This is a genomic window from Pseudoalteromonas sp. 1CM17D, from assembly GCF_023161805.1.
GTDB classification, from domain to species: Bacteria; Pseudomonadota; Gammaproteobacteria; order Enterobacterales; family Alteromonadaceae; genus Pseudoalteromonas; species Pseudoalteromonas atlantica.
The window spans coordinates 21,661-44,770 of sequence record NZ_JALNTP010000001.1; the positions used below are offsets into that span (position 1 = coordinate 21,661).

Consider the following 23,110-nt stretch of genomic DNA (forward strand, 5'->3'; position numbering starts at 1 on the left):
AATTGATAGAAGGTGATAAACAGGCACAAAAAAACCGCTTAACGCGGCTTTTTTATTAATCACATGTTGTTTAAACAACACCGCGCGGTAAGCGACAGTCGTGATCTTTACTTGCAAGCTCAACAATCCAAAGCTCTTCAGCTGTGTAGCCGTCTTCGCTTTGTGTTACAACAGTAAACGGCGCTGTTTTTTGTGCTTTAACAGGCGCAGCAGCTTTAGTTTTAGTTTTTTTCGCAGGCGCTTTTTGCTCAGCTTGTGCAGGCGATTTGCCAGAGCTTAATTCTTTCGTTAGCTCTGCTACATCAGCTAGGCGTAAGTTTTTGCCACCATCGATGCTGTACCAGCCAGGTTTTGTAGTAATTTCAGGTTTTTTACCATTGGCAGCTTCATATGCAGCTTCAAAGGCAGATAAAACTTCTGTTTTGTCTAGTTTGCTCATCAGAGACCCTATACGTTGTGAACACAGATAAAGAAGCCGTATTTATACCTATTTTCCAACTGTTTTTCAATTTTTTGCGATTTTCCTTCCATTTTAGCCCCATAAACGCCAAAATTTGCACAAAATTCAGTGCTGAGTAAGGTAATAAGTATGCAACGTAGAGAATTTAACCAACTGTTAAACGACATTTTAAAGCCTCACACAATTAAAGATTTTTGTCCTAATGGGCTGCAAGTCGAAGGTAAAAATGAAATCAGAACGATTGTTACGGGGGTGACTGCAAGCCAAGCACTCATTGATGCAGCGATAGAAAAAAAAGCCGATGCTGTTTTGGTTCACCATGGTTATTTTTGGAAAGGTGAATCGCAACCTATTACAGGCATGAAAAAACGCCGTATTGGGGCTTTGTTAGCGCACGATATTAATTTATTTGCCTATCATTTACCGCTTGATATTCACCCTGTTATAGGTAACAACGCCCAGCTTGCTAATTTGCTCGATATTGAAATAGAGACAGGGCTTGAACCCATTACTAATAGCGTTGCTGTGAAAGGACGGTTAAAAACTCCGCTTACAGGTAGCGAGTTTGCAAATAAAATAGCCAAAGTTTTAAACCGCGAGCCTTTAAGTAGTGTTGTACGCGATGAAAAAATTAACTCCATTGCCTTGTGTACAGGAGGCGGGCAAGGTTATATAGATTTAGCAGCAGAGCAGGGGATTGATGCATACCTAACGGGTGAAGCCTCAGAGCAAACTATTCACAGCTCGCGAGAGCAAAATATAGACTTTTTTGCAGCAGGGCATCATGCAACCGAGCGTTACGGAATTAAAGCCCTTGGTGAGCTACTTGCCAAAGAACATGGTTTTGATGTGAGCTTTATAGATATAGATAACCCAGTATAAATTTATATACTCTACAGCGCCTCTGGGTTTATCCAGCGGCGCATACTTATCCACGCATTCCCAATCACTTCATGGGCATATTGCGTTACTACACGTAATGCCGCAGCATTTGGTATAAATTGTTTATACAAAGTTAAAGCCGCAAAATTGTGATAATCCGTAGCGGCAGGAATTACCTCAATGCCTTGGGCATTAAACAGGTTTATTGAGCGCGGCATATGTAGCACAGACGTAACCAGTGCAACCTTAAAATCAACGAGCTTAGGCGCGAGTAGTTTGGCTTCTGCGGCTGTATCCATTGCCTGTGGGTTTTGTTTTATACGGTTGTTATTCACCCCTAAATTTATTGCTGTTTGGCTCATTAACGCGCTATTGGTTACTTTGCCATAGCCACCGCCAGATACGATAAGCGTTGCATTAGGGTATTTTTTTGCAAGCTTAACCCCTTCTACCAAGCGAGTAAGCGCACAATTTCCTAGCTGATTATTAGCGCTTAAAGCGGGGTTAGGGTTTATGTCGCAACCCAGTACAACAATTTTATCAAGGGTTGGGTGTTTTAGTGCATTAAAAGCCAATGACGCGGGCTCATTGTTTTTAATCAGTTGATGCGCAGCAAACGGCGTACTTAATACTAAAAGCGCCAATAGACTTAAGCTTGCGATTACTAAAGCAGACTTACGTGCACGAAACGCCAACACTAGCATTACAAACGCAAGTAAACCAAATAGTGGTAGCGGCATAATTAAGCCACCTAATAATTTTTTTAATTCAAACATAACAAGCAACATAAAACACAATAGGCCTTATGTTACTTATTCGTTTGTGATTTATCGACCGTTATTTTGCTTACAGGTATTTAAAAAATGGCGATAAACGGGGTTGTCTTTCATGTCTTTTTTCATTGCTAGGTACATAGGGCGGGTTAGCCCTAGTGCACCAAGCGGGATAGATTTAATTAAACCTTGGCTTTCGTAAGGTGTTACCAACCAATCAGGCAGCGCTGCTACACCCATTCCTGCACTCACTAGCTGAAAAATTAATAAGCCTTGATCTACATTTTTTAAGGTGCCGTCAAAGCGGGCATTTTGAATAAAGTGTTTAAATATATCTTGTCGCTCGCGCGGAATAGGATACGAAATAATGGTTTCGTTTTTTAAATCAAGCGCCGTTACATATGCTTTTTTAGCTAGGTCGTGATCAGGGGCGACGATAAGCTTTAATTTAAAATCAAATAAGTGAGCGTATTCAAGTTTATCAGGATCGCGTATATCTGAGGTCAATACTAAGTCGAGCTCATCGTTGAGTAAATCTGGTATAGCGTCGTAGCTAAAGCCGCGTTCGTAGTCAATTTTAATGTCTGGCCAAAAATTATTAAATTCTTTAATAGTAGGAAGCAGCCAATGAAAACACGCATGGCATTCAACACTTAAGCGCAGTTGGGAAATAGGTTGATTAAGGCTTTCTTTTAAACGGCACTTAGTGGCTTCTACTTTAGGTAAAACTTCGTTGGCAAGTTCGAGTAATAGCATTCCTTGTGGCGTAAAGCGCACAGGCTGCGTTTTTCTTTCAAATAATTGGCAATCTAATTTGTTTTCTAAGTCTTTAATTTGATGAGATAAAGCTGATTGCGTTAAAAATAATTCGCGGGCTGTATTAACTAACGATCCGGTGTCTTTTAATGTCGCAATAGTTTTAAGGTGTTTTATATCAATCATCTTTAATAATTCTCAAGGGAAAAGTGAGTTTGGCTCAGATTGACTACATACTACGCCTTTACAAAAAACGTTTCAACGTCTAGATGGCTAAAACAATCTATTAATTACTAAAATAATCCCTTAAAGTTAAATTAACTAATGTGGGTTCTTTAGTTACTACTGGTTTGATGAGTTTGGCATGAGTTTAGCTCAAGTTGTTTTGTTGGGTTATACAGCGGCTGTTTAAAGCAGCGTTATGGGCAGGGCAGCTTAATAAAAGGCACTGGTTTTTAAGAGGGATAAGGAATTATCACAACGCGTAATAACAGGTCTGTTTTTAATGGGCTAAAGCTTAAACAGCAACAACATGTTTTTATTACTTCAAATCTGAGCGCTTAAATAAACGAATGGGTATTACGGGGCTTACTTTTTACACCTTTTTGGTTGTGAAAAAGTAAGCCTTTGGATAACAGCTACTACAGGGGTTTGTGGATAAGCTTAATGGCGTGTTGTGCTGTAACCGGTTTTGACTTTAAAAAGCCTTGACCGTAGTTACATTGAGTGGCTTGTAAAATATTTAGTTGCTCTTGGGTTTCGATTCCCTCAGCCACAACTTCAAAGTTTAGTGACTGCGCTAATGAGAGAATGGCCTCTACTAACGGGTTATTGGTTTTGTTGAGGTGATCGATAAAGCTTTTATCTATTTTTAAAATATGAATAGGTAATTGGTGTAAGTAACCAAGTGCTGAGTATCCAGTACCAAAGTCATCTAAGCATAACTTCACTTTAAGTGGGGCTAGCCCTTCTATTATTTGGGTTGCTAAATCAAGGTTAGCAATAAGCCCTGATTCAGTGATTTCTAAACATAACGACCCTAAAGGCAGTTGGTATTTATTATATAATGCGTGAACTTGGGCAACAAAGTCGAGACTGGCAAAATGACGCGATGACACATTGACCGTTACTTTTAAAAAGCGATGCCCTAATGTGTGCCAGTGCGCAATATGTTGTGCAGCGAGGTCAAGCAAGTGCAAATCGAGGTTAATAATTTGCCCGGTGGTTTCGGCTATCGGAATAAACTCATTTGGTGGCACAAACCCTTTTTTAGGATGGTGCCATCTCACTAATGCCTCAAAGCCGACAACTTCACTTGTCGCTATAGTAAAAATAGGTTGAAAATAAAGCTCAAATTCGTTGTGTTCAATGCCGTGTTGTAAGTCGTTTTCTATATCGGCATGTGTTTTGAGCTTTTTACGCATGGTGTTATTAAAAAACTTAACTTGGCCACGCCCGCTTGATTTAGCTTCGTACATAGCGGCATCGGCTTGCTGTAATAACAAATAGGCTTTATCGTCGCTGCTTTCACTAAAGGCGATGCCAATGCTGGTTGATGCTTGCAATAAATGACTATCCACATTAAGTGGCTTAGCAAGGGCTGTGTTTATTCGTTTTAGCGCTTCGCTAACCTGGTTTCGGTGCGTGATGTTTTCCATAAAAATAGCAAATTCGTCGCCACCAAGGCGTGCAAACGTATCGGTGTTTCTTACGGTGCCTTTTATGAGCTCACAAATTTTAATTAAAAAGTGATCGCCAACCTCATGGCCAAGCGAATCATTAATACTTTTAAATCGATCAAAATCTAAATAAAGCAAGGCGTGGCTCGTGCCTTTTTTAACACGCGATAAACGCAAAATTGCATGTTTAATACGCTCAATAAGTAACGAGCGATTAGCGAGGCCTGTTAGCTCATCATGCAATGCTTTGTGTTCAAGCTCTTGCCTTGCAAGCTGCCTATCTATGGCCATACTAATTTGCCTACTTACGTAGGTTAAAAGGGCGCTGTCGTGTTCGTTGTAATGCAGCTTTTTATCGTAACTTTGAACAACAATTACACCGCTTATTCTATCATTTGCTTTAAAAGGCACACCTAGCCAGGATTCAGAAAGACGGCCAACAAGTTTAAAGTCGCCGTTATTTATATGTTGCTGATAATCGTTTTGATTTAATAGCAGTACACGGTCTGATTTTAGTAGGTAATACGAAGCTGTGTCTTTTAATTGCTCTTTTGATATTTTTTTGTGTGCGTGCGTTTGAATGCCTTCTTCAACGATGTAAACCAAATCGAGTATGTCTACTTGCTTATCGTAAAGGGCAATAAAAAAGTTATCTGCAGGAAGTAAGCTATTTATTATGCTGTGAAGAGCTTCAAAAAAGGTATCTAGGTTACTGGCTTTATACGTTAAATTAGCGATTTGCAGTAAGCTGTTTTCAAGCTTTTGCGCATCATTTAACTGTTTTACTGTGTGCGTTAAGCTATTGACCGTGTTTACTTGGTTTAGCTTAGCACTTAATAAATGCGCAACCGTGGTTAATATTTCTAGATGGGCGTTTGTGAAGTAGTTTTTTATTGGATGTTCACAATCAATAACCCCTAAAACATGATCCTTGTATATAAGTGGCACACATAACTCTGATTGAGCAGGGCGTTCATCAGCAATGTAGCGAGGGTCTTGCGTTACATCGCCAATAATAATAGCTGTGCCTGTGCGGGCAACATAACCGGTTATACCTTCGTTAAAGCCAATAATTTTACGCTCTGCTTGGTATTCGTCTCTGGCGTTGGTTATGCCCATAGAAGCGACTTGATTTAGCTGTAAACGTGTTTCATCAGCCAGGTAAATAACACAATCAACAAACCCAAGGCGGTTTACTACTTGAGTGGTTACATACTCAAATAACTCTTCTAGGGTATCGAGTTGTAATAAGCTTGAGGAAAACTGATTTATTATGCTCAGCTGTTCAGTTTTAACTTCGAGCGCTTTATAGGTATCGATATGATTCGACATAGGGTAATTTTATTCTTTTTATTTGTATTAGCACCGATAAGTTAACCCAAATTTAAAGCATGTTCAAAATAAAACGCTTAAACGGGTGTAATCGTCGTTAAACTTAAACCCAATAGTATTTTGCAGCACTCATAAAGGGGAATAGTTTAGATAACACTTTACTAGATCTTTCCATATGCCTATGATCGGATAAATTCAGCCGTGGAAAAAAGTAATGAGCATTAATACCGATTCAAAAAACACATTAACCATAACTCGTCCTGATGATTGGCATGTCCATTTACGTGATGGTGAGCAACTCAAAGATACAGTACGCGATATTAGCCGCTACATGGGCCGCGCCATCATAATGCCAAACCTTGTACCGCCAGCAACGAGCACTGATTTAGCGCTAGCTTATCGAGAGCGAATTATGGCAGCGGGGCCGCAGGGCAACTTTGAACCCTTAATGGTGCTTTACCTAACCGATAAAACCACACCTGAAGAAATTAAAAAAGCCAAAGCAACGGGTAAAATTGTTGCTGCCAAGTTGTACCCAGCAGGGGCAACCACTAACTCAGACTCTGGGGTTACATCAGTAAAGAATATTTACCCTGTATTAGAAGCGATGCAAGACGTGGGCATGCTGTTATTAGTGCACGGTGAAGTGACTGATTCATCAATAGATATTTTTGACCGTGAAAAAGTATTTTTAGAGACGATTTTAGGCGATGTTGTCGCTGATTTTCCAAATCTGAAAATAGTGCTTGAACACATTACGACAAAAGACGCCGTTGATTTTGTAACAGCCGCGCCGCAAAATGTGGCGGCAACTATTACCGCGCATCACTTATTGTATAACCGTAATCACATGTTAGCTGGTGGCATACGTCCGCATTATTACTGTTTACCTATTTTAAAGCGCAATATTCATCAACAAGCATTAATGGCGGCAGCTATAAGTGGAAATAAAAAGTTCTTTTTAGGGACTGACTCAGCACCACATTATAAAGATAAAAAGGAAGCGGCATGCGGTTGTGCTGGCGCCTATACAGCACATGCTGCGATTGAACTTTACGCCGAAGCCTTTGAAGAGGCAGGCGCACTGGACAAACTAGAGGGCTTTGCAAGCCATTTTGGGCCTGACTTTTACGGACTTGCCCGTAACACCGATACAATTACCCTAGAGAAAAGCCCTTGGCAAGTTCCCGCAAGTTACACGCTTGGTGACTCACAAGTTGTGCCTATTAAAGCAGAAGCTACGATTGACTGGCAGGTTAAGTAAAGTGTATTAAATTAGCATTGTATTAAAGCCGTATAGCTTGCTGTACGGCTTTTTATTTGCTTGAAATTCAACCTTCACGCGAGTTTTAACGCTCTTTACGAGGTACTTTATTTGTTAAGCTAAGCTGTTATACATGAATTGTTACAATTACGAGCAAAAAAGCTACCGTTTTTTGTTAAATTTTAGCTTTAAAAATAACCACTTACATATAATGCTTTATTTATTTTTGTTCTGAGTAAATAAATCTTAATTAATAGAGCCAAAAAAAAATTAATGTGTTAACCTTAACTTGCTTTGAGTTTTTGCGTATTGAATTTACGGATATTGTGCTGCGTTTAAGGTTACCGGTTAGGTTAAAACTTGTTCCTGTACTATACCTCCAGAATTTTGGGCACTGACTCAGGGAGGATATAGCCATAATAATATGGCTGAATTTTAATTATTGACTTACAGGAAAATTTAGTATGTCGGTTACTGGTAAAGTAAAATTTTTCAACGAAGCTAAAGGCTTTGGTTTCATTGAACAAGAAAATGGTCCTGACGTGTTTGTACATTTCAGCGCAATCACTGGTTCTGGTTTTCGCACTCTTAGCGAAGGTCAAGCAGTGACTTTCAGCATCAAACAAGGTCAAAAAGGCCCTGAAGCTGAGAACGTAGAAGTAGCATAATTTTAATTATGTGAACCTTAGTTCATCTTGGTGAAGCAGTTTTCTGTTTCACCATAATTCCTCAAAATCTTCCTCATTGTTTATACATTCCCTAATATTGTTTCTACACTCCTTAATATTGTTTCTACACTCCTTAATACAGTCAAACGTTTAAATTTAACTTCTTGCTATAGCTTCAAACACGTTTAACATATTTCCCATTTTGCTAGTTAATATCCCCGTTAAAAAGTAACGCCGCTTTAATACATTAACAGCTCATAATCTGCATACTTTCACCAAGGTTAAACATTCATTTACCACACGCATAGTGTGTATTAAAAAACCGTGTAATTAACTGAGTGTTTTACTAACTTTAATAAGGCTTAACTTAGGCTTAGCAAAGTTAAAGCCATTAACTTAAATGCAGTAATATTTATACATCATCTCAAAACCACTTTCGAATTGTTGTATTTTTATACGATGAAGCGCAGGATTTGTAAGTTAAGATGTGTTTTTAGCCTAATTTAACCAAATCTAGTTCATCAAATTGTCACATTTTTATTATTTTTGTTTTTTTTTAAGGTGCAATTCAGTTTTGTTTAGATGTTGCATTTTTGTTTCATGTAAGTGTCTAATTTTTAACTAGTGTTTAATTTTAAAGGGGCTATATAATGCTAAAACGGCTTAATGCTGGTTGCATTTATGTTAACAGTATTTTTTTAATACTTTAGTTTTAGCTTTTTCAAGGTATTTATTTACTTAGAATAGCTAACATCAAGTTGACAGGGCGTATTGCATTTAGCATTATTGGAGGGTTGATATCTATTAAAAGATATCAGGGTTGTCATCCTTAATAAGGTTGATAATTAAATTATAAAAGTAACATTACTTAATTGGTTGGGAACTATGTCTGTTAAAATCAGAAAGAGTCTTGTAGCATCTGCGTTGGTTGGCGCTTTTGCATTTGCAAGCAGCAATGTGATTGCAGATCCTTTGAATGACGTGCAAAAAGCAGGTCAGCAAATTCAAAAGGCTGCTGTTAAGTCTCAAACTAAAATTGACAACGTATACGGTCAAACTCAAGAGCTAATCGCTGAGTACCGTAGTATTGTTGATGAGACTGAACTTATGAAAGTGTACAACGATCACGTAGCACGTTTGGTCGCTGACCAAAATGCGTCAATCGAATCGTTTGACCGTCAAATCGCTACTATCGACAACACTAAACAAAACGTTGTGCCTTTGATGTATCGCATGATCGATACGCTTGAGCAATTCATCAAAGCGGACGTTCCGTTCAATCTTGATTCTCGTCTTGCTCGTGTAGAAAGACTTCGTGAAATCATGGCTTCTGCGTCTGTAACGACGTCTGAGAAATTCCGCCAAGTTCTTGAAGCATACACAGTTGAAACTGCTTACAGCTCGGCTGTAACTGCTTCTCAAGGTACTTTAGAAGTTGATGGTAAAAACATTAACGTTGATATCGGTCGTTTAGGTCGTATCACTTACGTAGCACAATCTTTTGACTTAAAACACGCTTGGGTGTGGGACAACAACACTAAAGAGTGGAAAGAATTAGGTGAAGAATACCTAAAACCAGTTAAAGAAGTGATTCGTATGGCGCGTAAGCAAGCGACACTAGAACTTGTTAAACTACCAATCTTTGGCGCGGAGTAATCGAATAATGAAGAAACTATTTAAAGGTTTTGCTGTTGCAGCAGTACTATCTGTTTCTGCAGGTACCGCGCTTAATGCACATGCAAATACTGATGCTTTAGATAAAATTCTTGAGCAAGTAAAGCAAGAACGTATCTCTGAAGGTAAAATCAATAAGCAACGTGAGCAAGAGTTCTTATCAGAACGTGCTGACAAGCAAGCATTACTTAACAAAGCAAAAAGCCAATTAGCGTCTGAAAAAGCACGCGGTGACAGCTTAGCTAAGCAATATGCACAAAACGAAAATACATTAGCTGAAAAAGAGCAAGCGCTTCAAAACGCACAAGGTACTCTTGGTGAAATGTTTGGTGTTGTACGTCGTGCAGCGCAAGACGCTATCGGTTCTATCGAAGCTTCACTAGTAAGTGCTGAAAAGCCAGGCCGTGCAGAAGTACTTCGTTCATTAGCAGCTGCTAAAGAGCTTCCAACAGTTCGTGAACTTGAAGAACTTTGGATTGCACTTCAAACAGAAATGACTGAGTCAGCAAAAGTTTCTACTTTTGAAACTGAAGTGTCAGGTCTTGACGGTAACTCTACAGTTAAGCAAGTAACACGTATTGGTAACTTTAACTTAGTTACTGACGAAGGTTACTTAATCTACTCGCCAGAGACAAAATCTATTCAGCCTTTAGGTAAACAACCTGATAGCTACATTTTAGATGGTATCTCTGCTCTTGAAGGTACTTCTTCTGACAATTACGCTGGCGTATACATTGACCCGACTCGTGGTGCAATCTTACGTATCAACACGCAGAAGAAAACACTTATGGAATACTACGAGCAAGGTGCTGAAGTTGGTTACATCATCACAGTTTTATTAGCTGTTGGTCTACTAATCTTCTTAGTACGTTTCGTTGACTTAGCGCTTACTACTTCTAAGATCAAGTCTCAGCTTAAAAACTTGTCTACACCGAATACAAACAACCCACTGGGTCGTATTCTTAAAGTGTACCATGACAACAAGAGCCAAGACGTTGAAAACCTTGAGCTTAAACTTGATGAAGCTATCTTACGTGAAACGCCACGTGTTGAAGCTGGCATCAACATCATCAAGATTCTTGCTGCAATCGCACCGTTACTTGGTCTACTAGGTACAGTAATCGGTATGATCTTAACGTTCCAAACAATCACATTGTTCGGTACGGGCGATCCGAAGATCATGGCTGGTAACATCTCTCTAGCTCTTGTAACTACAGCGCTAGGTCTAATTGCTGCACTACCACTTATCCTACTTCATTCAATTGTTGCAGGTCGTAGTAAGTCAGTATTACATATCCTTGATGAGCAAAGCGCAGGTATCGTTGCTACTCACGCGGAGAAGGAGAAAGCCTAATGCTAGTCCTGATGGAGATATGGGAATCTATCAGGGATTTTGTTGGCACAGGCGGCCAGGTATTATACGTGGTCGCGATAGCACTCTTTCTTATGTGGGTTTTAATGATTGAGCGCTATTGGTTCCTACTTGCTGAATTTCCTCGTTTAACGAAGGATATTGTAGCGAAGTGGGATGCCCGCCAAGACACTACGTCTTGGTACGCACACAGAATCCGTGAAGCATGGATTTCTGAAGCGTCTGAAAAATTAGATCAGCGTATGTTGTTGATTAAAACATTAGTAGCTGTTTGTCCTTTAATAGGCTTACTTGGAACTGTAACGGGTATGATCGCGGTTTTCGAAACCATGGCAACCCAAGGTACTGGTAATGCACGTTTAATGGCATCAGGTATTTCAATGGCAACAATCCCAACAATGGCTGGAATGGTTGCGGCACTATCTGGAGTTTTCTTTAGCTCACGCCTTGAGGCAAGAGCGAGAATGGTGAAAGCCAAACTTGTAGATAGCATGCCTCATCACTAGAGAGAGAATTAAATATGGCACGTAAACAACGTTTTCGTGAAGAAGAAGAAGCAGCGGTAGATATGACGCCAATGCTTGACATCGTATTTATCATGCTTATTTTCTTTATCGTAACTACATCGTTCGTTAAAGAGGCTGGTATCGAGGTCAATAAACCTAAAGCGGCCCAAGCTACGAAGCAAAAAAATGCTAACATTTTTGTTGCTATTCGCAGTGATGGTGCTATCTGGATTGATAAACAGCAAGTTGATGTTGAACGTGTTTCAGCAAAAATCGAAAGTTTATTAGCAGAACAACCTACTGATGTTGTGATTTTGCAAGCTGATAAAGAAGCAAAGCACGGCGTAGTGGTTAAAGTTATGGACCAGATCAAAGCGACAGGTGACAACCTGAGAATTTCAATAGCTGGAGATCAGTAATGATTCGTTTTCTGTTTTCACTGATTGCAGGTGGGGCAGTTACTTTCGGCTTGTTCTACTTCATGGCTTACCTCATCTCTGGTGGGGCTGACCGTAATACTGAACAAAAAGAGCAGATCATAGTCGAAATAATGACGAATCCGCCTGAATCTAAGGTGCAGGAGAGGAAGCGTGTTCCGCCTCCGCCTCCGCCACCGCCAAAGCAGCCGCCTAAACCGCAGCCGCCACAGCCGGAGAATAACAATCCTAACCCTGGTGCTATGTCATTTAACATGGGTAGCATTGATGTAGGAAGTTCGGCTGGTGGACTAAGTGGTCCAGGTGCATTTGGACGAGATGGTGATGCGACACCTATCGTTCGTATTGAACCAAAATATCCAACGCAAGCAGCGCGTGATGGTAAAGAAGGTTGGGTACAACTTTCGTTCACAATTGATGAGTTAGGTGGCGTGACTGACGTTCAAGTTATTGACGCAGAACCAAAACGTATCTTTGATCGTGAAGCTAAACGTGCATTACGCAAGTGGAAATACCGTCCTAAAATTATTGACGGTAAACCACAGAAACAAGTTGGTTTACAAGTTCAACTAGACTTTAAACTTAACCAAGGCTAAGGAGGCGAGTAATGAGAAATTTATCTAAAGTAACTGCTCTTGCAATTCTTATGTCTGTGTCAGGTGCAGCTATAACTGCACCTGTATTAGCAGCGCCGGATTACGCTAAAATTGAAGAGCGTAAAAAAGCCAAGACTAAAATCATGGGCGAGCGTACTGGTAAAAAGGTAATTAAAGCGTTTGACTTGTACAATGAAGACAAAATTGATGAAGCAATTGCCTTGTTAAAAGAGATTGACGCATCTAACGACTTCGATAAAGCGACTGTAAATCGTTACTTAGGTAGCATGTACGCGCAAAAAGAGAAGTACGATGAAGCGATTAAATACTCTAGACAAGCTGTTGCCCCTGATATTTTAAACTTCGCAGATCACGAGCAAACTTTAAAGCTATTAGGTGATTTATACGCAGGTACTGAAAAGTTCCAAGAAGCCAAAAAAGCTTATACAGCTTGGATGGACTTCACCGGCGAAGAAGACCCTAAAGTGTATACTCGTATCGCGCAAGCTAACTATCAGTTAGGTCAGTTTCGTGATGTTTTTAAACCTGCCGACAAGGCAATCTCTTTACAAAAGGAGCCTAACAAGGCCCCTTACCAATTAAAATTAGGTTCTTACTTTGAACTTAAAGACTACGCCAACATGGTGAAAATTGGTGAAGAGATTGTACGAGTTTGGCCAGATGACAAAAAAGCCTGGGTTAGTTTAGGTAAATACTACCTACAAACCGAAGACTACTCTAAAGGTCTAGCGACCATGGAAGTAGCATTCAAAAATGGCTATTTTGAAGCGGAAGTAGATTACAAAGTACTTTCTAACTTTTACTCTTTAAACGAAATTCCATTTAAAGCGGCTAAAACCCTTGAAAATGCGATCAAAGAAGACAAAGTTAAGCGTACTAAGCAAAATGTTAACGCAATTGCTAGTAACTACCACCGTTCTAAAGACATCGAAAAAGCTGCTAAGTACTACGAAGAAGCTGCTAAATTTGACGACGATGCAGAGCTTTACCGCAAAGCAGGATCGTTACTTTTACAATCTGAGAACTTTAGTGCTGCTGTTGTTCGTTTGAACAAAGCGTTAGAGCTTGGCTCTGACAAAAAAGGCACCATTTATTCAGATTTAGCTGAAGCGTACTACTACCAAGCTAAATACAAGCAAGCTTATGCTGCTATTACTAAAGCAATGGACGACCCACGCACACGTAAGTTTGCTAAAGGTTGGTCTACATTTATTAAAGATAAAGCCGCTCGCAACGGTGTTAAAATTTAACTTTAATTTGTTTTAGCAATTATATAAAAAGCCCCTATGGGGCTTTTTTTATTGGAATTTATAATGAATAAAACGCATCTTTTGTCTGTCCTATTTAGTCTGTTTTTGGTTGCTTGTTCAAAACAACCACTGCCTTTTGAATCTTATGATGCTGCGCAGCAGAGTATTAAAAATTTAAACACAGCGCTAAAGCTTGTGGGCACTGCAAGTGTATCCACTGAACAAGTATTGCCTTTTTCCTCAGCGTATTTATCGCTTCGTCATCAGATGTATCAGCGGCTACAAACAATGACACTTTCAAACGCGCAAACACAGCAGCTAAATTACTTAATTATTGCTGAGCGTTTTCCTGAGCGCTTTTTCAGCTGGCCTGCACAGGTCAATGTGTTAGAGAACCTATTATCAGCGCAAATGCAAATTACTAAGTCTAACGAGGTAATTGAGTGGCTTAAGTTCACTCAAGATCAATTAGATAGTGCGCTGCAAAGCAATTTGAGATTAAACAAGATTGAATTAAACCTCCTGCAGGGTTACTTACAAACGTCACTATTAAAACAATCTAGCGCAAACGATTTAAAAGCCCAGATTGCAGAGTTTAATGATTACTTGGCCCAATACAAACCAAGAGGAAGCATTGGCTTACGTGGACTTGCTAATGGCAGTGAATGGTATCAAAGTAAACTAAATTACTTCAGTGGGGCAGTTAAGTCGCCTTTGCAATGGGTTGATACTATTAATCAGCATCTTCAAATTGATTCGCACACTGCACCTAATTTGAGCTATAACGAGCATCATAGTACTTCGTTTATTAGCCAATATTTAAGCCAGGCGCCAAAAGTAAAAGGGATTGATTGGCAAACTGATTACATGCTGTTGCCCGCTATGGCTAAAAACAGCAAGCTGAGCCCAGAAGATAAAAGGCTAATGCTTGCGCTAATGGAAACCGATGTGGGCATACACTACCATGCATGGACTTTATCTCAGGCAAAAGTGAACTTAGTAAAACGATTAGCTATTTCACAGCGCGATGCGCAGTATTTAGTTGAAGATAGTGTGCTTTACCCAGGCCACGCTTTTAGTTTTGCCGAGCAACTATTAACACTTTAAACGCTTATGTGCGCTTAGCGCACATTTCACAGCGCTGTGTTGCAGGGTCTTTTTTAAGTAACCGCTCAGAAATTGCTTCTTCACAATCGCAGCAATAGCCGTATTGACCAATATCTATTTGGCTTATTGCCGCTTCTAATTCTGTCAGCCTATTAACTAAAGTTTGATATTCAGGGCCTAAGTGGTAGGTGGCAGTGTCAAGCCATTCGTTATGCTGGCTAGTTAATATAACGTCACGTAGCTTAAGATGGGCAGGGTGTGCAGATTGGCTCAGCATCGCTAATATTACTGATTTAACGTGTGCTATTTCACTGTGCAGTTGTTGCTGATAAAGCATATTGGTATAACCTTCATTTAGCGTTTCGTTATACCGGTATTATCTGAGCTGCGCTGCTTATACGCTATGATTTGAATCAAGTTGCGGAGACTTAGCGTATTTTTTTAAAACCTGTGCTACATCACCTTTTACTTTAAGACGTCTTATTTCATCAAATAGTGCATTAGCTTGTGGGTATTGGCGCTTTAGATAACCAAGCCATTGTTTAGTACGAGAGGCAAAATATTTTTCATCTTGTGTGGGGTCTTGATGAATAGCAGAGTGAATCAAATGATAAATTATATGTTCCCACTCTAGGCCATTATATTGTTCATTATTAACATGAGCTTTAATTTTTTTCGCTAAATCAGGGTGAGAAAGCGCACCGCGCCCTAGCATTAAATCGCTACACTGGCTTCGGGTCTGGCAAAGTAGGGCATCTTCCACTTGCCAAATTTCACCGTTGGCAACCACGGCTATGTTTTTACCTTTTATTAGCGGGGGGATTTTTTCCCAGTATGCAGGTGGGTTATAACCATCACGCTTAGTACGGGCATGTATTGCAATACTATCTGCACCGGCGCTTACAACGGCATCTACAATTTCTTGGCTATTGCTATCATCATCAAAGCCCAGGCGTATTTTAGCGCTTACTTGATGTTTACTATCTACCGCATCCCTTACCGCTTTGATTATGTCATACATATGATCAGGGTCTTTTAGCAGTACAGCGCCCCCGCGGCTTTTATTTACTGTTTTTGCAGGGCAGCCAAAATTAAGATCTATACCGTGGGAGCCTAATTCGATAGCTCTAACCGCATTTTCTGCTAATACGTCGGCCACTTGCCCTAATAACTGTACGCGCACAGGAGTACCGGCTTTGGTTAAACCGTTATTATTGAGCTCAGGGCAATAGCGATGAAAAACTTTAGCCGGTAAACATTTATCAATTACTCTAACAAATTCTGTTACGCATAGGTCAAAGCCACCAATATTGGTAAGAAGTTGGCGCATTTTAAAATCAACAACACCTTCCATAGGCGCTAAAACAAGTTTCATAGAGTATTTTTATTGAAAAAACGGGTGCGTAGTGTACCTGCAAAGTATGGTTTGATAAAAGTTAAATTACTGCCCATATTTGTATGTATAAATTTAAAAGTAAAAAAAATGAAAATAAATGAAAGTTTTTATTTGATAGCAGGTCTATTTAATTATACAAGCAACGCATAATTGACAATAATTAGTTTGCGTTATCTTAATACACACTTATATAAGAGAGTCATACAATGAATACAGTAAAGAAAAACTCAATCGCGTTAACCTTAGGTGCAGTAGTTGTTGGCTCTGCAAGTTTTGCCTCTGCAGATGCACAAGCAAACCCATTTGAATTTCAACAGCTAGTAACCGGATACCAGCTTGATGCGGCAGAAGGTAAGTGCGGTGAAGGCAAATGTGGCGGCGACGCAAAAGGTAAAAAAGAAGGTAAGTGCGGCGAAGGCAAATGTGGTGGCGACGCAAAAGGTAAAAAAGAAGGTAAGTGCGGCGAAGGCAAATGTGGCGGCGACGCAAAAGGTAAAAAAGAAGGTAAGTGCGGCGAAGGCAAATGTGGCGGCGACGCAAAAGGCAAAAAAGAAGGTAAGTGCGGCGAAGGCAAATGTGGCGGCGACGCAAAAGGCAAAAAAGAAGGTAAATGCGGCGAAGGTAAATGTGGCGGCGACGCAAAAGGTAAAAAAGAAGGTAAATGCGGCGAAGGCAAATGTGGCGGCCAATAACAGGCTGATTTAAGTACCTGATTTACTCAGATATACGTTATGCTAAAAGGGCCAAAAGGCCCTTTTTGTTTTAGGAGATAATGATGAGAGCAACACAGAACTCAGCATTTGGGATGGTGGGCTTAGGTCTTCGTCGAGAGATGCTTGATGAACTACTAGCGCATACACCAAAGCAAATTGATTTTATGGAAGTAGCGCCTGAAAACTGGCTTAAGCTGGGAGGGCGCTTTAAAAAACAATTTAAAACCTTAACTGACGCCAATAATTTTGTTTGCCATGGTTTATCGCTTTCTATCGGCTCGCCTGAACCTCTTGATATTGAATTTGTTAAATCGCTAAAAACGTTTTTTGATCAGCACAACATTAAACTATTCAGTGAGCACCTAAGTTACTGCTCTGGAAAAGGGCATATGTACGATTTAATGCCAATCCCTTTTACTGAAGATGCCATTGCACACGTTGTACCTCGCATCAAACAAGTGCAAGATATTTTAGAGCGCCAAATAGCCATCGAAAATGTCTCTTATTATGCGGCGCCTGGCCAGCAGTTATCTGAGCTTGAATTTACAAACACGATTTTAGAGCAAGCTGATTGTAAGCTACTCCTTGATGTAAATAATATTTATGTTAATTCCATTAATCATGGTTACAACGCCGAAGCGTTTTTATTAGGGTTGCCTTCAAAACGCATTGCATATGGGCACGTAGCTGGGCACTACAATGAAGCCGATGATTTAATTGTTGATACCCACGGCGCTGATGTTATTGACCCCGTATGGGACTTACTTGATAAAGCGTACCAAGCGCATGGGGTGTTTCCTACCTTATTGGAGCGTGATTTTAATATTCCAAGTATAAATACACTTACAAAAGAGCTTGATATTATTCACGATTTACAAAATAAGCAGTTATGCGCATCGCCTACTCAGCAATTAGCATAAAGGAAGGAATATGAGCTTTATTGACAGCCAAAATGAGTTTATGGCGCACATACGTGAGCCTGAGCATAACCCAAAGCCAAACGATATTGAAGATAGACGCATGGCGATTTACCGCGACTTATTTTTTAATAATATTGCAGGGTTCATCTCATCTGGTTTTCCGGTGCTTAAAACTTTATATACACAGCAGCAATGGCAAAAATTAATAAGGGCTTTTTTTAGTGAGCATGACTGCAAGTCGCCTTATTTTTTAGACATAGCAGGGGAATTTATTAATTACTTATCGAGCAGCTATACCCTGCAAGAGTACGATTATGCATTTATGCTGGAGCTGGCACATTATGAGTGGATAGAGCTTGATGTTTCCGTGGCTAATGAAGATACCAACGAGCAACGTTTAAAAAGCACTGAACTAACCAGTTCTTCACTTTACTTATCGAGTGTAGCGCGTAATTTAAGCTACCAGTATGCGGTGCAAAATATCAGCACAGAATATAAACCCAGCACGCCATCTGAGCAGCCTAATTACTTTGTTGTATACAGAGATGATAACGACGACGTACAGTTTTTAGCCACAAATGCAATGACCGCCTTGCTACTTTCAATAATAGAATCCAATGCGGGCATTGAGTTTGAAAGTGTATGCCAGCAGGTTTTAGTCCACGCGCCTAATTTTAGCGAACAACAAATTGCGCATGGTGCGTTAAGTACGCTTAATGCAATGTGCGAGCGCGGTATTATCGTGACAAAAAATCAACATTAAGGTCTTTATAGATGTTTTTACTTCGTCTATCATGGCAGCCTTATTTGTCGTGCTTAAAAAAAGGTTATACCAATGTCAGATGATAAAGACTTTAAAGATCCGTTTAACGCTACTTACTTTATTGCTTTTTTAGCAGTTTTTGTAGGTATTGGCTGTTTAAATGCGATTTTAGGCTGGATCACAAGCCTAACTTAAAGCTCCTTGCTCTATTAAGGCTGTTGTTTATATCAGCCTTAAGCTTCTTTTCTTCCTCCACCCTTATAATTTTCAAACCACCTTGGTATTAATAACAGCAAACTCGCATTTTAACGTCAGTTAAGGTTATAATCAGCTGCTTTGAAATATAAACTATTGAGCAATTAAACTTATGACTCAAGTAACACCCGCTATTATTAAAAACAGTATCGCAACCATTGCCGACTATCCTAAACCAGGCATTATGTTTCGTGATGTAACAACACTAATGGCAAATCCAGAAGCCTTTAAAGCAACAATCGATGCTTTTATAAACGAATATAAAAACCAAGGCTTTACAAAGATTATTGGTACAGAATCTCGCGGCTTTATTTTTGGTGCACCGCTATCTTACGCGTTAGGGATCCCTTTTATTCCTGTTCGTAAGCCAGGCAAGCTACCACGCGAAGTGATTCGCCAAGATTACCTACTTGAATACGGTGAAGACACATTAGAGCTTCATGTTGATGCTATTGTCCCAGGCGATAAAGTATTATTAGTTGACGATTTATTAGCTACCGGTGGCACAATTGAAGCCACAGCAAAGCTAGTTGCAAAATTAGGCGGCACAGCCACTGATGCAGCGTTTGTTGTTTCATTACCAGAGCTTGGTGGTGAGCAGCGTATAGAAAAAATGGGTATTAAAATCTTAAAACTGGTTGAGTTTGAAGGCGAGTAATTGATGAGTTATCAGGTTCTAGCGAGAAAATGGCGTCCGCAAACCTTTCATGAATTGGTTGGCCAGTCTCATGTAAAGCAAGCGCTTGTTAATGCGCTAACGCAAAATAGACTGCATCACGCTTATTTATTCACTGGAACCCGTGGTGTGGGTAAAACGACCATTGCGCGTATTTTTGCTAAAAGCTTAAATTGTGATGAGGGTATATCGGCATCTCCATGTGGGCAATGTAGCAGTTGTACTGATATAGAAGCAGGGCGATACATTGACTTACTTGAAATCGATGCCGCTTCTCGCACCAAAGTAGAAGATACTCGTGAAATTCTTGATAACGTTCAATATGCACCCACGCGTGGACGTTACAAAGTATACCTAATAGATGAAGTACACATGCTCTCTAAGCATAGCTTTAACGCGTTATTAAAAACGTTAGAAGAGCCGCCAGAGCATGTGAAATTTTTACTAGCAACCACCGATCCGCAAAAGTTACCTGTTACCATTTTATCACGCTGTTTACAGTTTAACTTAAATGCACTTTCGCAAAGCGAAATTAAAACTCAGCTTGAGCATGTCCTTACTCAAGAGGAATTAAACTTTGATAAAGATGCGCTAAGTATTATTGCAAAAGCCGCTGATGGCAGTATGCGTGACGCGTTGAGCTTAACAGATCAAGCTATTGCGCAAACCAACGGCGACATAAATAATCAAGCCGTACAAGCTATGCTTGGTTTAATGGACACACATTACAGCCAAAGTTTGCTTGCTGCTTTGTTAGCACAAGATGGTGGCGCACTGATGGACGAAATAGCCCAAGTAGCGAGCCGTAATCCTAACTATATTGCACTACTTGATGATTTAATTGCATTAACTCACCTTATTCAATTAACTCAGCTTGTCCCGCAAGCAGCGCAACTTGATGATAAAAACGCCGATTATATTAGCCATGTTGCACAGCACACCCAGGCTCAACAAATACAGGTTTATTACCAGTTACTATTAAACGGTAAAAAAGACTTACAATGGGCGCCAGAGCCTCGTTTAGGCTTTGAAATGATAATGCTGCGTTTATTAGCATTTGAGTCTGCAGGTACAACGCCTGCTCAATCGCTTCCTGAGCCTAGTGACACACCAAGTGCAGCAACGTCTGCGCCTACCAGTAGTAATGGCCGTGCCGATGCGCTGCGTGATATATTAAATAAAAATAAAACACCATCGCAAGACGAAACCCCTGCTCCGCAAGTAATGGTTGAGAAAAGCCAAAATCAAAGCACTGCGCAAAGCCAAACAAGTGATGAACCAGTAGAGCAACCGCCCACAGAGCAGCTAACACGCTCGCCAAGTGAGCAATACAGCAACAGCGCATCACCTGCGGCTCAAAGCCCGCAAAACGATATACCGAGCCCTGTGCAGCAAAGTGAGCACATTGCTAAGAGTAACGATGCTGCTGAGCGCCAAAGTGAAGACGATGCTTATCTGCAACACAGTAATATGGAGCAAAGCTTAGCTGCACAATTTGATGATGTTATGAGCAGTGCGGTAGAGCAAGGTTATAACCCTGCACCTGTAGCGCAACACACACAACCCGCGCCTGAAAACGCCGATGCTAAAGATAGCAGTGTGCGTGAACAAGAAGCTCAAGCACAATCAGCAATTGCGCGAATTTTACGGGATAGAAATATATCGGGGGCAGGCAGGCTTTTAGGGGGGAGTGTAAATACCCCTGAGCAAGCGCAAACACCAAAAATGCCTGCTCAAGCTACGCCTAACAGCAAAGCAAAGCCACACAATACAAGCCCGCAAGCGAGTGAGTCACAAAACGATTCACCGCCATGGCATGACCATGCGCAAGGCGATAGCGAAAAAAAGCCAACGCTCCCAGTAACAGGGAGCCAAACGCCAGCTGAGCCAGTAACGCAAAGCCAGCCAGCGCGTAAGGTTGATTTTAAAGAAAAGCATCAAACAATTACTGAAAACTTAGCGCCTGAGCTGCTTGAGCAAATTAACCCGCAAAAAAAGCCTGAGGTAATAGAGCAAGAGCCCGCTATACCGGTTCCTGATGATTTTCAAAGCCCAATTAGCGAGATTAAATTTGCGCATCAGCAAGATGAGTGGGCTTATTTAATTAAGCGTATGGGGCTTGGTGGGCGAATGCGCCAATTTGCATTACACTCGATTTTTACTAAGCAAGGCGACAGTTTACATATTGACGTGGATGAATCGCAAAAACACTTAGATACGCCCATGCTTAGGCAAAAGCTCGATGCGGCGTTATCAAGCATTTACGGGCATAACGTATCGCTGAGTATTAACTTTGCAAAAGGGGTGATTGACTCGCCTTATTTAATTCAGCAAAAAATAGATGCAGGGCGACACCAGCAAGCAATTGATGTGATCATATCTGATGAAAACATAGTACAATTTCAGCAGCTATTTAGCGCCGAAATTGACGAAAACAGTATTCAGGCATTGTAATTAAATACAATCGCCCTTATCTTCATGACAACTAGAGTTTAAAAGAAAGAGAGAAAATTATGTTTAAAGGTGGAATGGGTAACATGATGAAGCAAGCGCAGCAAATGCAAGAGCGCATGCAAAAAGCCCAAGACGAAATCGCGACAATGGAAGTTGTTGGCGAAGCCGGCGCAGGCCTTGTAAAAGTAACCATGCTTGGTAATCATAACGTGCGTCGTGTTGAGCTTGATGAAAGCCTTATGGAAGACGACAAAGACATGATTGAAGATTTACTTGCTGCAGCATGTAACGATGCTGTTCGCCGCGTTGCTGACGAAACGCAAGAGCGTATGGGCAAAGTAACTGGCGGTATGCAATTACCACCAGGTATGAAAATGCCGTTTTAAGCAAATATGCAACTTTCAGATAGTTTAACGCAGCTTATAGAAGCGCTACGTTGCCAACCGGGTATTGGTCCTAAGTCGGCTCAGCGCATTGCGTTTCATTTATTAGAGCGCGATCGTAAAGGCGGTACTCAACTTGGTAACGCATTGACCAAAGCCATGGGCGCGGTTGGGCATTGTCAGTCGTGCCGCACTTTTACTGAGCAAGCGCAGTGTGATATTTGCTTAAGTACAAAACGCCAAGACAGCGGTGTGCTGTGTGTTGTTGAATCGCCTACCGATGTGTTGGCAATAGAGCAAACAGGCCAATACCTTGGTTTATATTTTGTACTTATGGGGCATTTATCGCCAATTGACGGTATTGGCCCTAAAGAAATAGGCCTTGATATACTTGAACAAAAGCTCTCGCACGGCGGTATTAACGAAGTGATTTTAGCTACCAACCCCACGGTTGAGGGCGAAACCACTGCACATTATATTGCCCAGCTTTGCCATAAATATAAAGTAGGGGCCTCGCGTATAGCGCATGGTATACCTGTTGGTGGCGAGCTTGATTTAGTAGATGGCACAACGTTAATGCATGCATTTAGTGGCCGCCGAGCGGTTATGCAGGACTAACACAACTATCTGAAATCGTTTTAAAAGCCTACATAGTAAAATATGTGGGCTTTTTTGTGTTTGCTATTTAATTACCGTATAACGTGTGTGGGTTTGCCGGTAATCATATTAAATTAATAAATGAGTTAAACTTGGCGACGTTGTGTTATAAATTA

The 23,110-nt window shown here is 40.6% G+C and carries 24 protein-coding genes; 18 read left to right on the forward strand and 6 right to left on the reverse strand.

Annotated elements, in window-relative coordinates:
* Window positions 1-70: 70 nt before the first annotated feature.
* Window positions 71-439: a hypothetical protein gene (locus MSC25_RS00090; RefSeq protein ID WP_004588144.1), complete on the reverse strand. Its 369-nt coding sequence runs from the start codon at window positions 437-439 to the stop codon at window positions 71-73.
* Window positions 440-589: 150 nt separating this feature from the next.
* Here MSC25_RS00090 and MSC25_RS00095 point away from each other — a divergent pair, with 150 nt between their 5' ends.
* The gene (locus MSC25_RS00095) at window positions 590-1,342 is read left to right on the forward strand and encodes a Nif3-like dinuclear metal center hexameric protein (protein WP_248441940.1); all 753 of its coding nucleotides are present in this window, start codon (window positions 590-592) and stop codon (window positions 1,340-1,342) included.
* Window positions 1,343-1,353: 11 nt separating this feature from the next.
* Here MSC25_RS00095 and MSC25_RS00100 read toward each other — a convergent pair whose 3' ends face one another.
* From MSC25_RS00100 to MSC25_RS00110, 3 genes are all read right to left on the reverse strand, one after another.
* Complete coding sequence (locus MSC25_RS00100) at window positions 1,354-2,118, reverse strand: YdcF family protein (RefSeq protein WP_248441941.1); 765 nt, start codon at window positions 2,116-2,118, stop codon at window positions 1,354-1,356.
* A gap of 51 nt (window positions 2,119-2,169) precedes the next feature.
* Window positions 2,170-3,057 (reverse strand): LysR substrate-binding domain-containing protein, encoded by an 888-nt coding sequence (locus MSC25_RS00105; protein WP_004588141.1) that lies wholly within the window; start codon window positions 3,055-3,057, stop codon window positions 2,170-2,172.
* A gap of 455 nt (window positions 3,058-3,512) precedes the next feature.
* Window positions 3,513-5,882, reverse strand: coding sequence for a GGDEF domain-containing protein (locus MSC25_RS00110; protein WP_248441942.1), 2,370 nt, complete (start codon window positions 5,880-5,882; stop codon window positions 3,513-3,515).
* Window positions 5,883-6,096: 214 nt separating this feature from the next.
* Between MSC25_RS00110 and pyrC the strand changes: the two genes are divergently transcribed.
* The 9 genes from pyrC (at window position 6,097) to MSC25_RS00155 (ending at window position 14,777) form a co-directional block, all read left to right on the forward strand.
* Window positions 6,097-7,146, forward strand: coding sequence for a dihydroorotase (gene pyrC, locus MSC25_RS00115; protein ID WP_064386682.1), 1,050 nt, complete (start codon window positions 6,097-6,099; stop codon window positions 7,144-7,146).
* A 464-nt stretch (window positions 7,147-7,610) separates the two neighbouring features.
* Entirely contained in the window at window positions 7,611-7,814 is a 204-nt protein-coding gene (locus MSC25_RS00120; RefSeq protein ID WP_004588138.1) for a cold-shock protein, read from the forward strand.
* Between the two features lie 885 nt (window positions 7,815-8,699).
* Entirely contained in the window at window positions 8,700-9,470 is a 771-nt protein-coding gene (locus MSC25_RS00125) for a DUF3450 domain-containing protein (RefSeq protein WP_004588137.1), read from the forward strand.
* A 7-nt stretch (window positions 9,471-9,477) separates the two neighbouring features.
* Window positions 9,478-10,842: a MotA/TolQ/ExbB proton channel family protein gene (locus tag MSC25_RS00130; protein ID WP_004588136.1), complete on the forward strand. Its 1,365-nt coding sequence runs from the start codon at window positions 9,478-9,480 to the stop codon at window positions 10,840-10,842.
* The gene (locus MSC25_RS00135) at window positions 10,842-11,366 is read left to right on the forward strand and encodes a MotA/TolQ/ExbB proton channel family protein (RefSeq protein WP_004588135.1); all 525 of its coding nucleotides are present in this window, start codon (window positions 10,842-10,844) and stop codon (window positions 11,364-11,366) included. Before MSC25_RS00130 ends, MSC25_RS00135 begins: the two co-directional genes overlap by 1 nt.
* A gap of 14 nt (window positions 11,367-11,380) precedes the next feature.
* Window positions 11,381-11,785, forward strand: coding sequence for a biopolymer transporter ExbD (locus MSC25_RS00140; RefSeq protein ID WP_004588134.1), 405 nt, complete (start codon window positions 11,381-11,383; stop codon window positions 11,783-11,785).
* Window positions 11,785-12,399, forward strand: coding sequence for an energy transducer TonB (locus MSC25_RS00145; RefSeq protein WP_004588133.1), 615 nt, complete (start codon window positions 11,785-11,787; stop codon window positions 12,397-12,399). Before MSC25_RS00140 ends, MSC25_RS00145 begins: the two co-directional genes overlap by 1 nt.
* Before the next feature lie 11 nt (window positions 12,400-12,410).
* Window positions 12,411-13,670 carry a hypothetical protein gene (locus MSC25_RS00150; RefSeq protein WP_004588132.1) on the forward strand — a complete coding sequence of 420 codons (1,260 nt, stop codon included), beginning with the start codon at window positions 12,411-12,413 and terminating at the stop codon, window positions 13,668-13,670.
* A 63-nt stretch (window positions 13,671-13,733) separates the two neighbouring features.
* A complete protein-coding gene (locus MSC25_RS00155) occupies window positions 13,734-14,777 on the forward strand; it encodes a hypothetical protein (RefSeq protein ID WP_248441943.1) in 1,044 nt (347 codons plus the stop codon).
* A gap of 4 nt (window positions 14,778-14,781) precedes the next feature.
* On the opposite strand, the gene MSC25_RS00160 is transcribed toward MSC25_RS00155, so the two are convergent.
* Both MSC25_RS00160 and MSC25_RS00165 read right to left on the reverse strand, forming a co-directional pair.
* Complete coding sequence (locus MSC25_RS00160) at window positions 14,782-15,114, reverse strand: hypothetical protein (protein WP_004588130.1); 333 nt, start codon at window positions 15,112-15,114, stop codon at window positions 14,782-14,784.
* 57 nt (window positions 15,115-15,171) lie between these two features.
* A complete protein-coding gene (locus tag MSC25_RS00165; RefSeq protein ID WP_054983096.1) occupies window positions 15,172-16,152 on the reverse strand; it encodes a tRNA-dihydrouridine synthase in 981 nt (326 codons plus the stop codon).
* 227 nt (window positions 16,153-16,379) lie between these two features.
* Here MSC25_RS00165 and MSC25_RS00170 point away from each other — a divergent pair, with 227 nt between their 5' ends.
* From MSC25_RS00170 to recR, 8 genes are all read left to right on the forward strand, one after another.
* Window positions 16,380-16,865, forward strand: coding sequence for a hypothetical protein (locus tag MSC25_RS00170; RefSeq protein WP_024033363.1), 486 nt, complete (start codon window positions 16,380-16,382; stop codon window positions 16,863-16,865).
* A 113-nt stretch (window positions 16,866-16,978) separates the two neighbouring features.
* Window positions 16,979-17,806 carry a DUF692 domain-containing protein gene (locus MSC25_RS00175; RefSeq protein ID WP_095206655.1) on the forward strand — a complete coding sequence of 276 codons (828 nt, stop codon included), beginning with the start codon at window positions 16,979-16,981 and terminating at the stop codon, window positions 17,804-17,806.
* Window positions 17,807-17,816: 10 nt separating this feature from the next.
* Entirely contained in the window at window positions 17,817-18,569 is a 753-nt protein-coding gene (locus MSC25_RS00180; RefSeq protein WP_248441944.1) for a putative DNA-binding domain-containing protein, read from the forward strand.
* A 72-nt stretch (window positions 18,570-18,641) separates the two neighbouring features.
* The gene (locus tag MSC25_RS20250; protein ID WP_004588125.1) at window positions 18,642-18,764 is read left to right on the forward strand and encodes a hypothetical protein; all 123 of its coding nucleotides are present in this window, start codon (window positions 18,642-18,644) and stop codon (window positions 18,762-18,764) included.
* Between the two features lie 172 nt (window positions 18,765-18,936).
* Window positions 18,937-19,482 (forward strand): adenine phosphoribosyltransferase, encoded by a 546-nt coding sequence (gene apt / locus MSC25_RS00185; RefSeq protein WP_004588124.1) that lies wholly within the window; start codon window positions 18,937-18,939, stop codon window positions 19,480-19,482.
* Window positions 19,483-19,485: 3 nt separating this feature from the next.
* Complete coding sequence (dnaX, locus tag MSC25_RS00190; RefSeq protein WP_248441948.1) at window positions 19,486-21,954, forward strand: DNA polymerase III subunit gamma/tau; 2,469 nt, start codon at window positions 19,486-19,488, stop codon at window positions 21,952-21,954.
* A gap of 59 nt (window positions 21,955-22,013) precedes the next feature.
* Window positions 22,014-22,340, forward strand: coding sequence for a YbaB/EbfC family nucleoid-associated protein (locus MSC25_RS00195; RefSeq protein WP_004588122.1), 327 nt, complete (start codon window positions 22,014-22,016; stop codon window positions 22,338-22,340).
* 6 nt (window positions 22,341-22,346) lie between these two features.
* Entirely contained in the window at window positions 22,347-22,955 is a 609-nt protein-coding gene (gene recR / locus MSC25_RS00200; protein ID WP_004588121.1) for a recombination mediator RecR, read from the forward strand.
* Window positions 22,956-23,110: the final 155 nt, after the last annotated feature.

What these genes read in the sequence shown, in the direction of transcription:
- MSC25_RS00125 (WP_004588137.1), top strand. Translation starts at nt 8,700, where the DNA reads ATGTCTGTTAAAATCAGAAAGAGTCTTGTAGCATCTGCGTTGGTTGGC.
- MSC25_RS00195 (WP_004588122.1), top strand. Translation starts at nt 22,014, where the DNA reads ATGTTTAAAGGTGGAATGGGTAACATGATGAAGCAAGCGCAGCAAATG.
- MSC25_RS00160 (WP_004588130.1), bottom strand. Translation starts at nt 15,114, where the DNA reads ATGCTTTATCAGCAACAACTGCACAGTGAAATAGCACACGTTAAATCA.
- MSC25_RS00135 (WP_004588135.1), top strand. Translation starts at nt 10,842, where the DNA reads ATGCTAGTCCTGATGGAGATATGGGAATCTATCAGGGATTTTGTTGGC.
- MSC25_RS00175 (WP_095206655.1), top strand. Translation starts at nt 16,979, where the DNA reads ATGGTGGGCTTAGGTCTTCGTCGAGAGATGCTTGATGAACTACTAGCG.
- MSC25_RS00095 (WP_248441940.1), top strand. Translation starts at nt 590, where the DNA reads ATGCAACGTAGAGAATTTAACCAACTGTTAAACGACATTTTAAAGCCT.
- MSC25_RS00145 (WP_004588133.1), top strand. Translation starts at nt 11,785, where the DNA reads ATGATTCGTTTTCTGTTTTCACTGATTGCAGGTGGGGCAGTTACTTTC.
- pyrC (WP_064386682.1), top strand. Translation starts at nt 6,097, where the DNA reads ATGAGCATTAATACCGATTCAAAAAACACATTAACCATAACTCGTCCT.
- MSC25_RS00140 (WP_004588134.1), top strand. Translation starts at nt 11,381, where the DNA reads ATGGCACGTAAACAACGTTTTCGTGAAGAAGAAGAAGCAGCGGTAGAT.
- dnaX (WP_248441948.1), top strand. Translation starts at nt 19,486, where the DNA reads ATGAGTTATCAGGTTCTAGCGAGAAAATGGCGTCCGCAAACCTTTCAT.
- MSC25_RS00120 (WP_004588138.1), top strand. Translation starts at nt 7,611, where the DNA reads ATGTCGGTTACTGGTAAAGTAAAATTTTTCAACGAAGCTAAAGGCTTT.
- MSC25_RS00090 (WP_004588144.1), bottom strand. Translation starts at nt 439, where the DNA reads ATGAGCAAACTAGACAAAACAGAAGTTTTATCTGCCTTTGAAGCTGCA.
- MSC25_RS00110 (WP_248441942.1), bottom strand. Translation starts at nt 5,882, where the DNA reads ATGTCGAATCATATCGATACCTATAAAGCGCTCGAAGTTAAAACTGAA.
- MSC25_RS00150 (WP_004588132.1), top strand. Translation starts at nt 12,411, where the DNA reads ATGAGAAATTTATCTAAAGTAACTGCTCTTGCAATTCTTATGTCTGTG.
- MSC25_RS20250 (WP_004588125.1), top strand. Translation starts at nt 18,642, where the DNA reads ATGTCAGATGATAAAGACTTTAAAGATCCGTTTAACGCTACTTACTTT.
- MSC25_RS00105 (WP_004588141.1), bottom strand. Translation starts at nt 3,057, where the DNA reads ATGATTGATATAAAACACCTTAAAACTATTGCGACATTAAAAGACACC.
- MSC25_RS00155 (WP_248441943.1), top strand. Translation starts at nt 13,734, where the DNA reads ATGAATAAAACGCATCTTTTGTCTGTCCTATTTAGTCTGTTTTTGGTT.
- MSC25_RS00180 (WP_248441944.1), top strand. Translation starts at nt 17,817, where the DNA reads ATGAGCTTTATTGACAGCCAAAATGAGTTTATGGCGCACATACGTGAG.
- MSC25_RS00165 (WP_054983096.1), bottom strand. Translation starts at nt 16,152, where the DNA reads ATGAAACTTGTTTTAGCGCCTATGGAAGGTGTTGTTGATTTTAAAATG.
- MSC25_RS00130 (WP_004588136.1), top strand. Translation starts at nt 9,478, where the DNA reads ATGAAGAAACTATTTAAAGGTTTTGCTGTTGCAGCAGTACTATCTGTT.
- apt (WP_004588124.1), top strand. Translation starts at nt 18,937, where the DNA reads ATGACTCAAGTAACACCCGCTATTATTAAAAACAGTATCGCAACCATT.
- recR (WP_004588121.1), top strand. Translation starts at nt 22,347, where the DNA reads ATGCAACTTTCAGATAGTTTAACGCAGCTTATAGAAGCGCTACGTTGC.
- MSC25_RS00100 (WP_248441941.1), bottom strand. Translation starts at nt 2,118, where the DNA reads ATGTTTGAATTAAAAAAATTATTAGGTGGCTTAATTATGCCGCTACCA.
- MSC25_RS00170 (WP_024033363.1), top strand. Translation starts at nt 16,380, where the DNA reads ATGAATACAGTAAAGAAAAACTCAATCGCGTTAACCTTAGGTGCAGTA.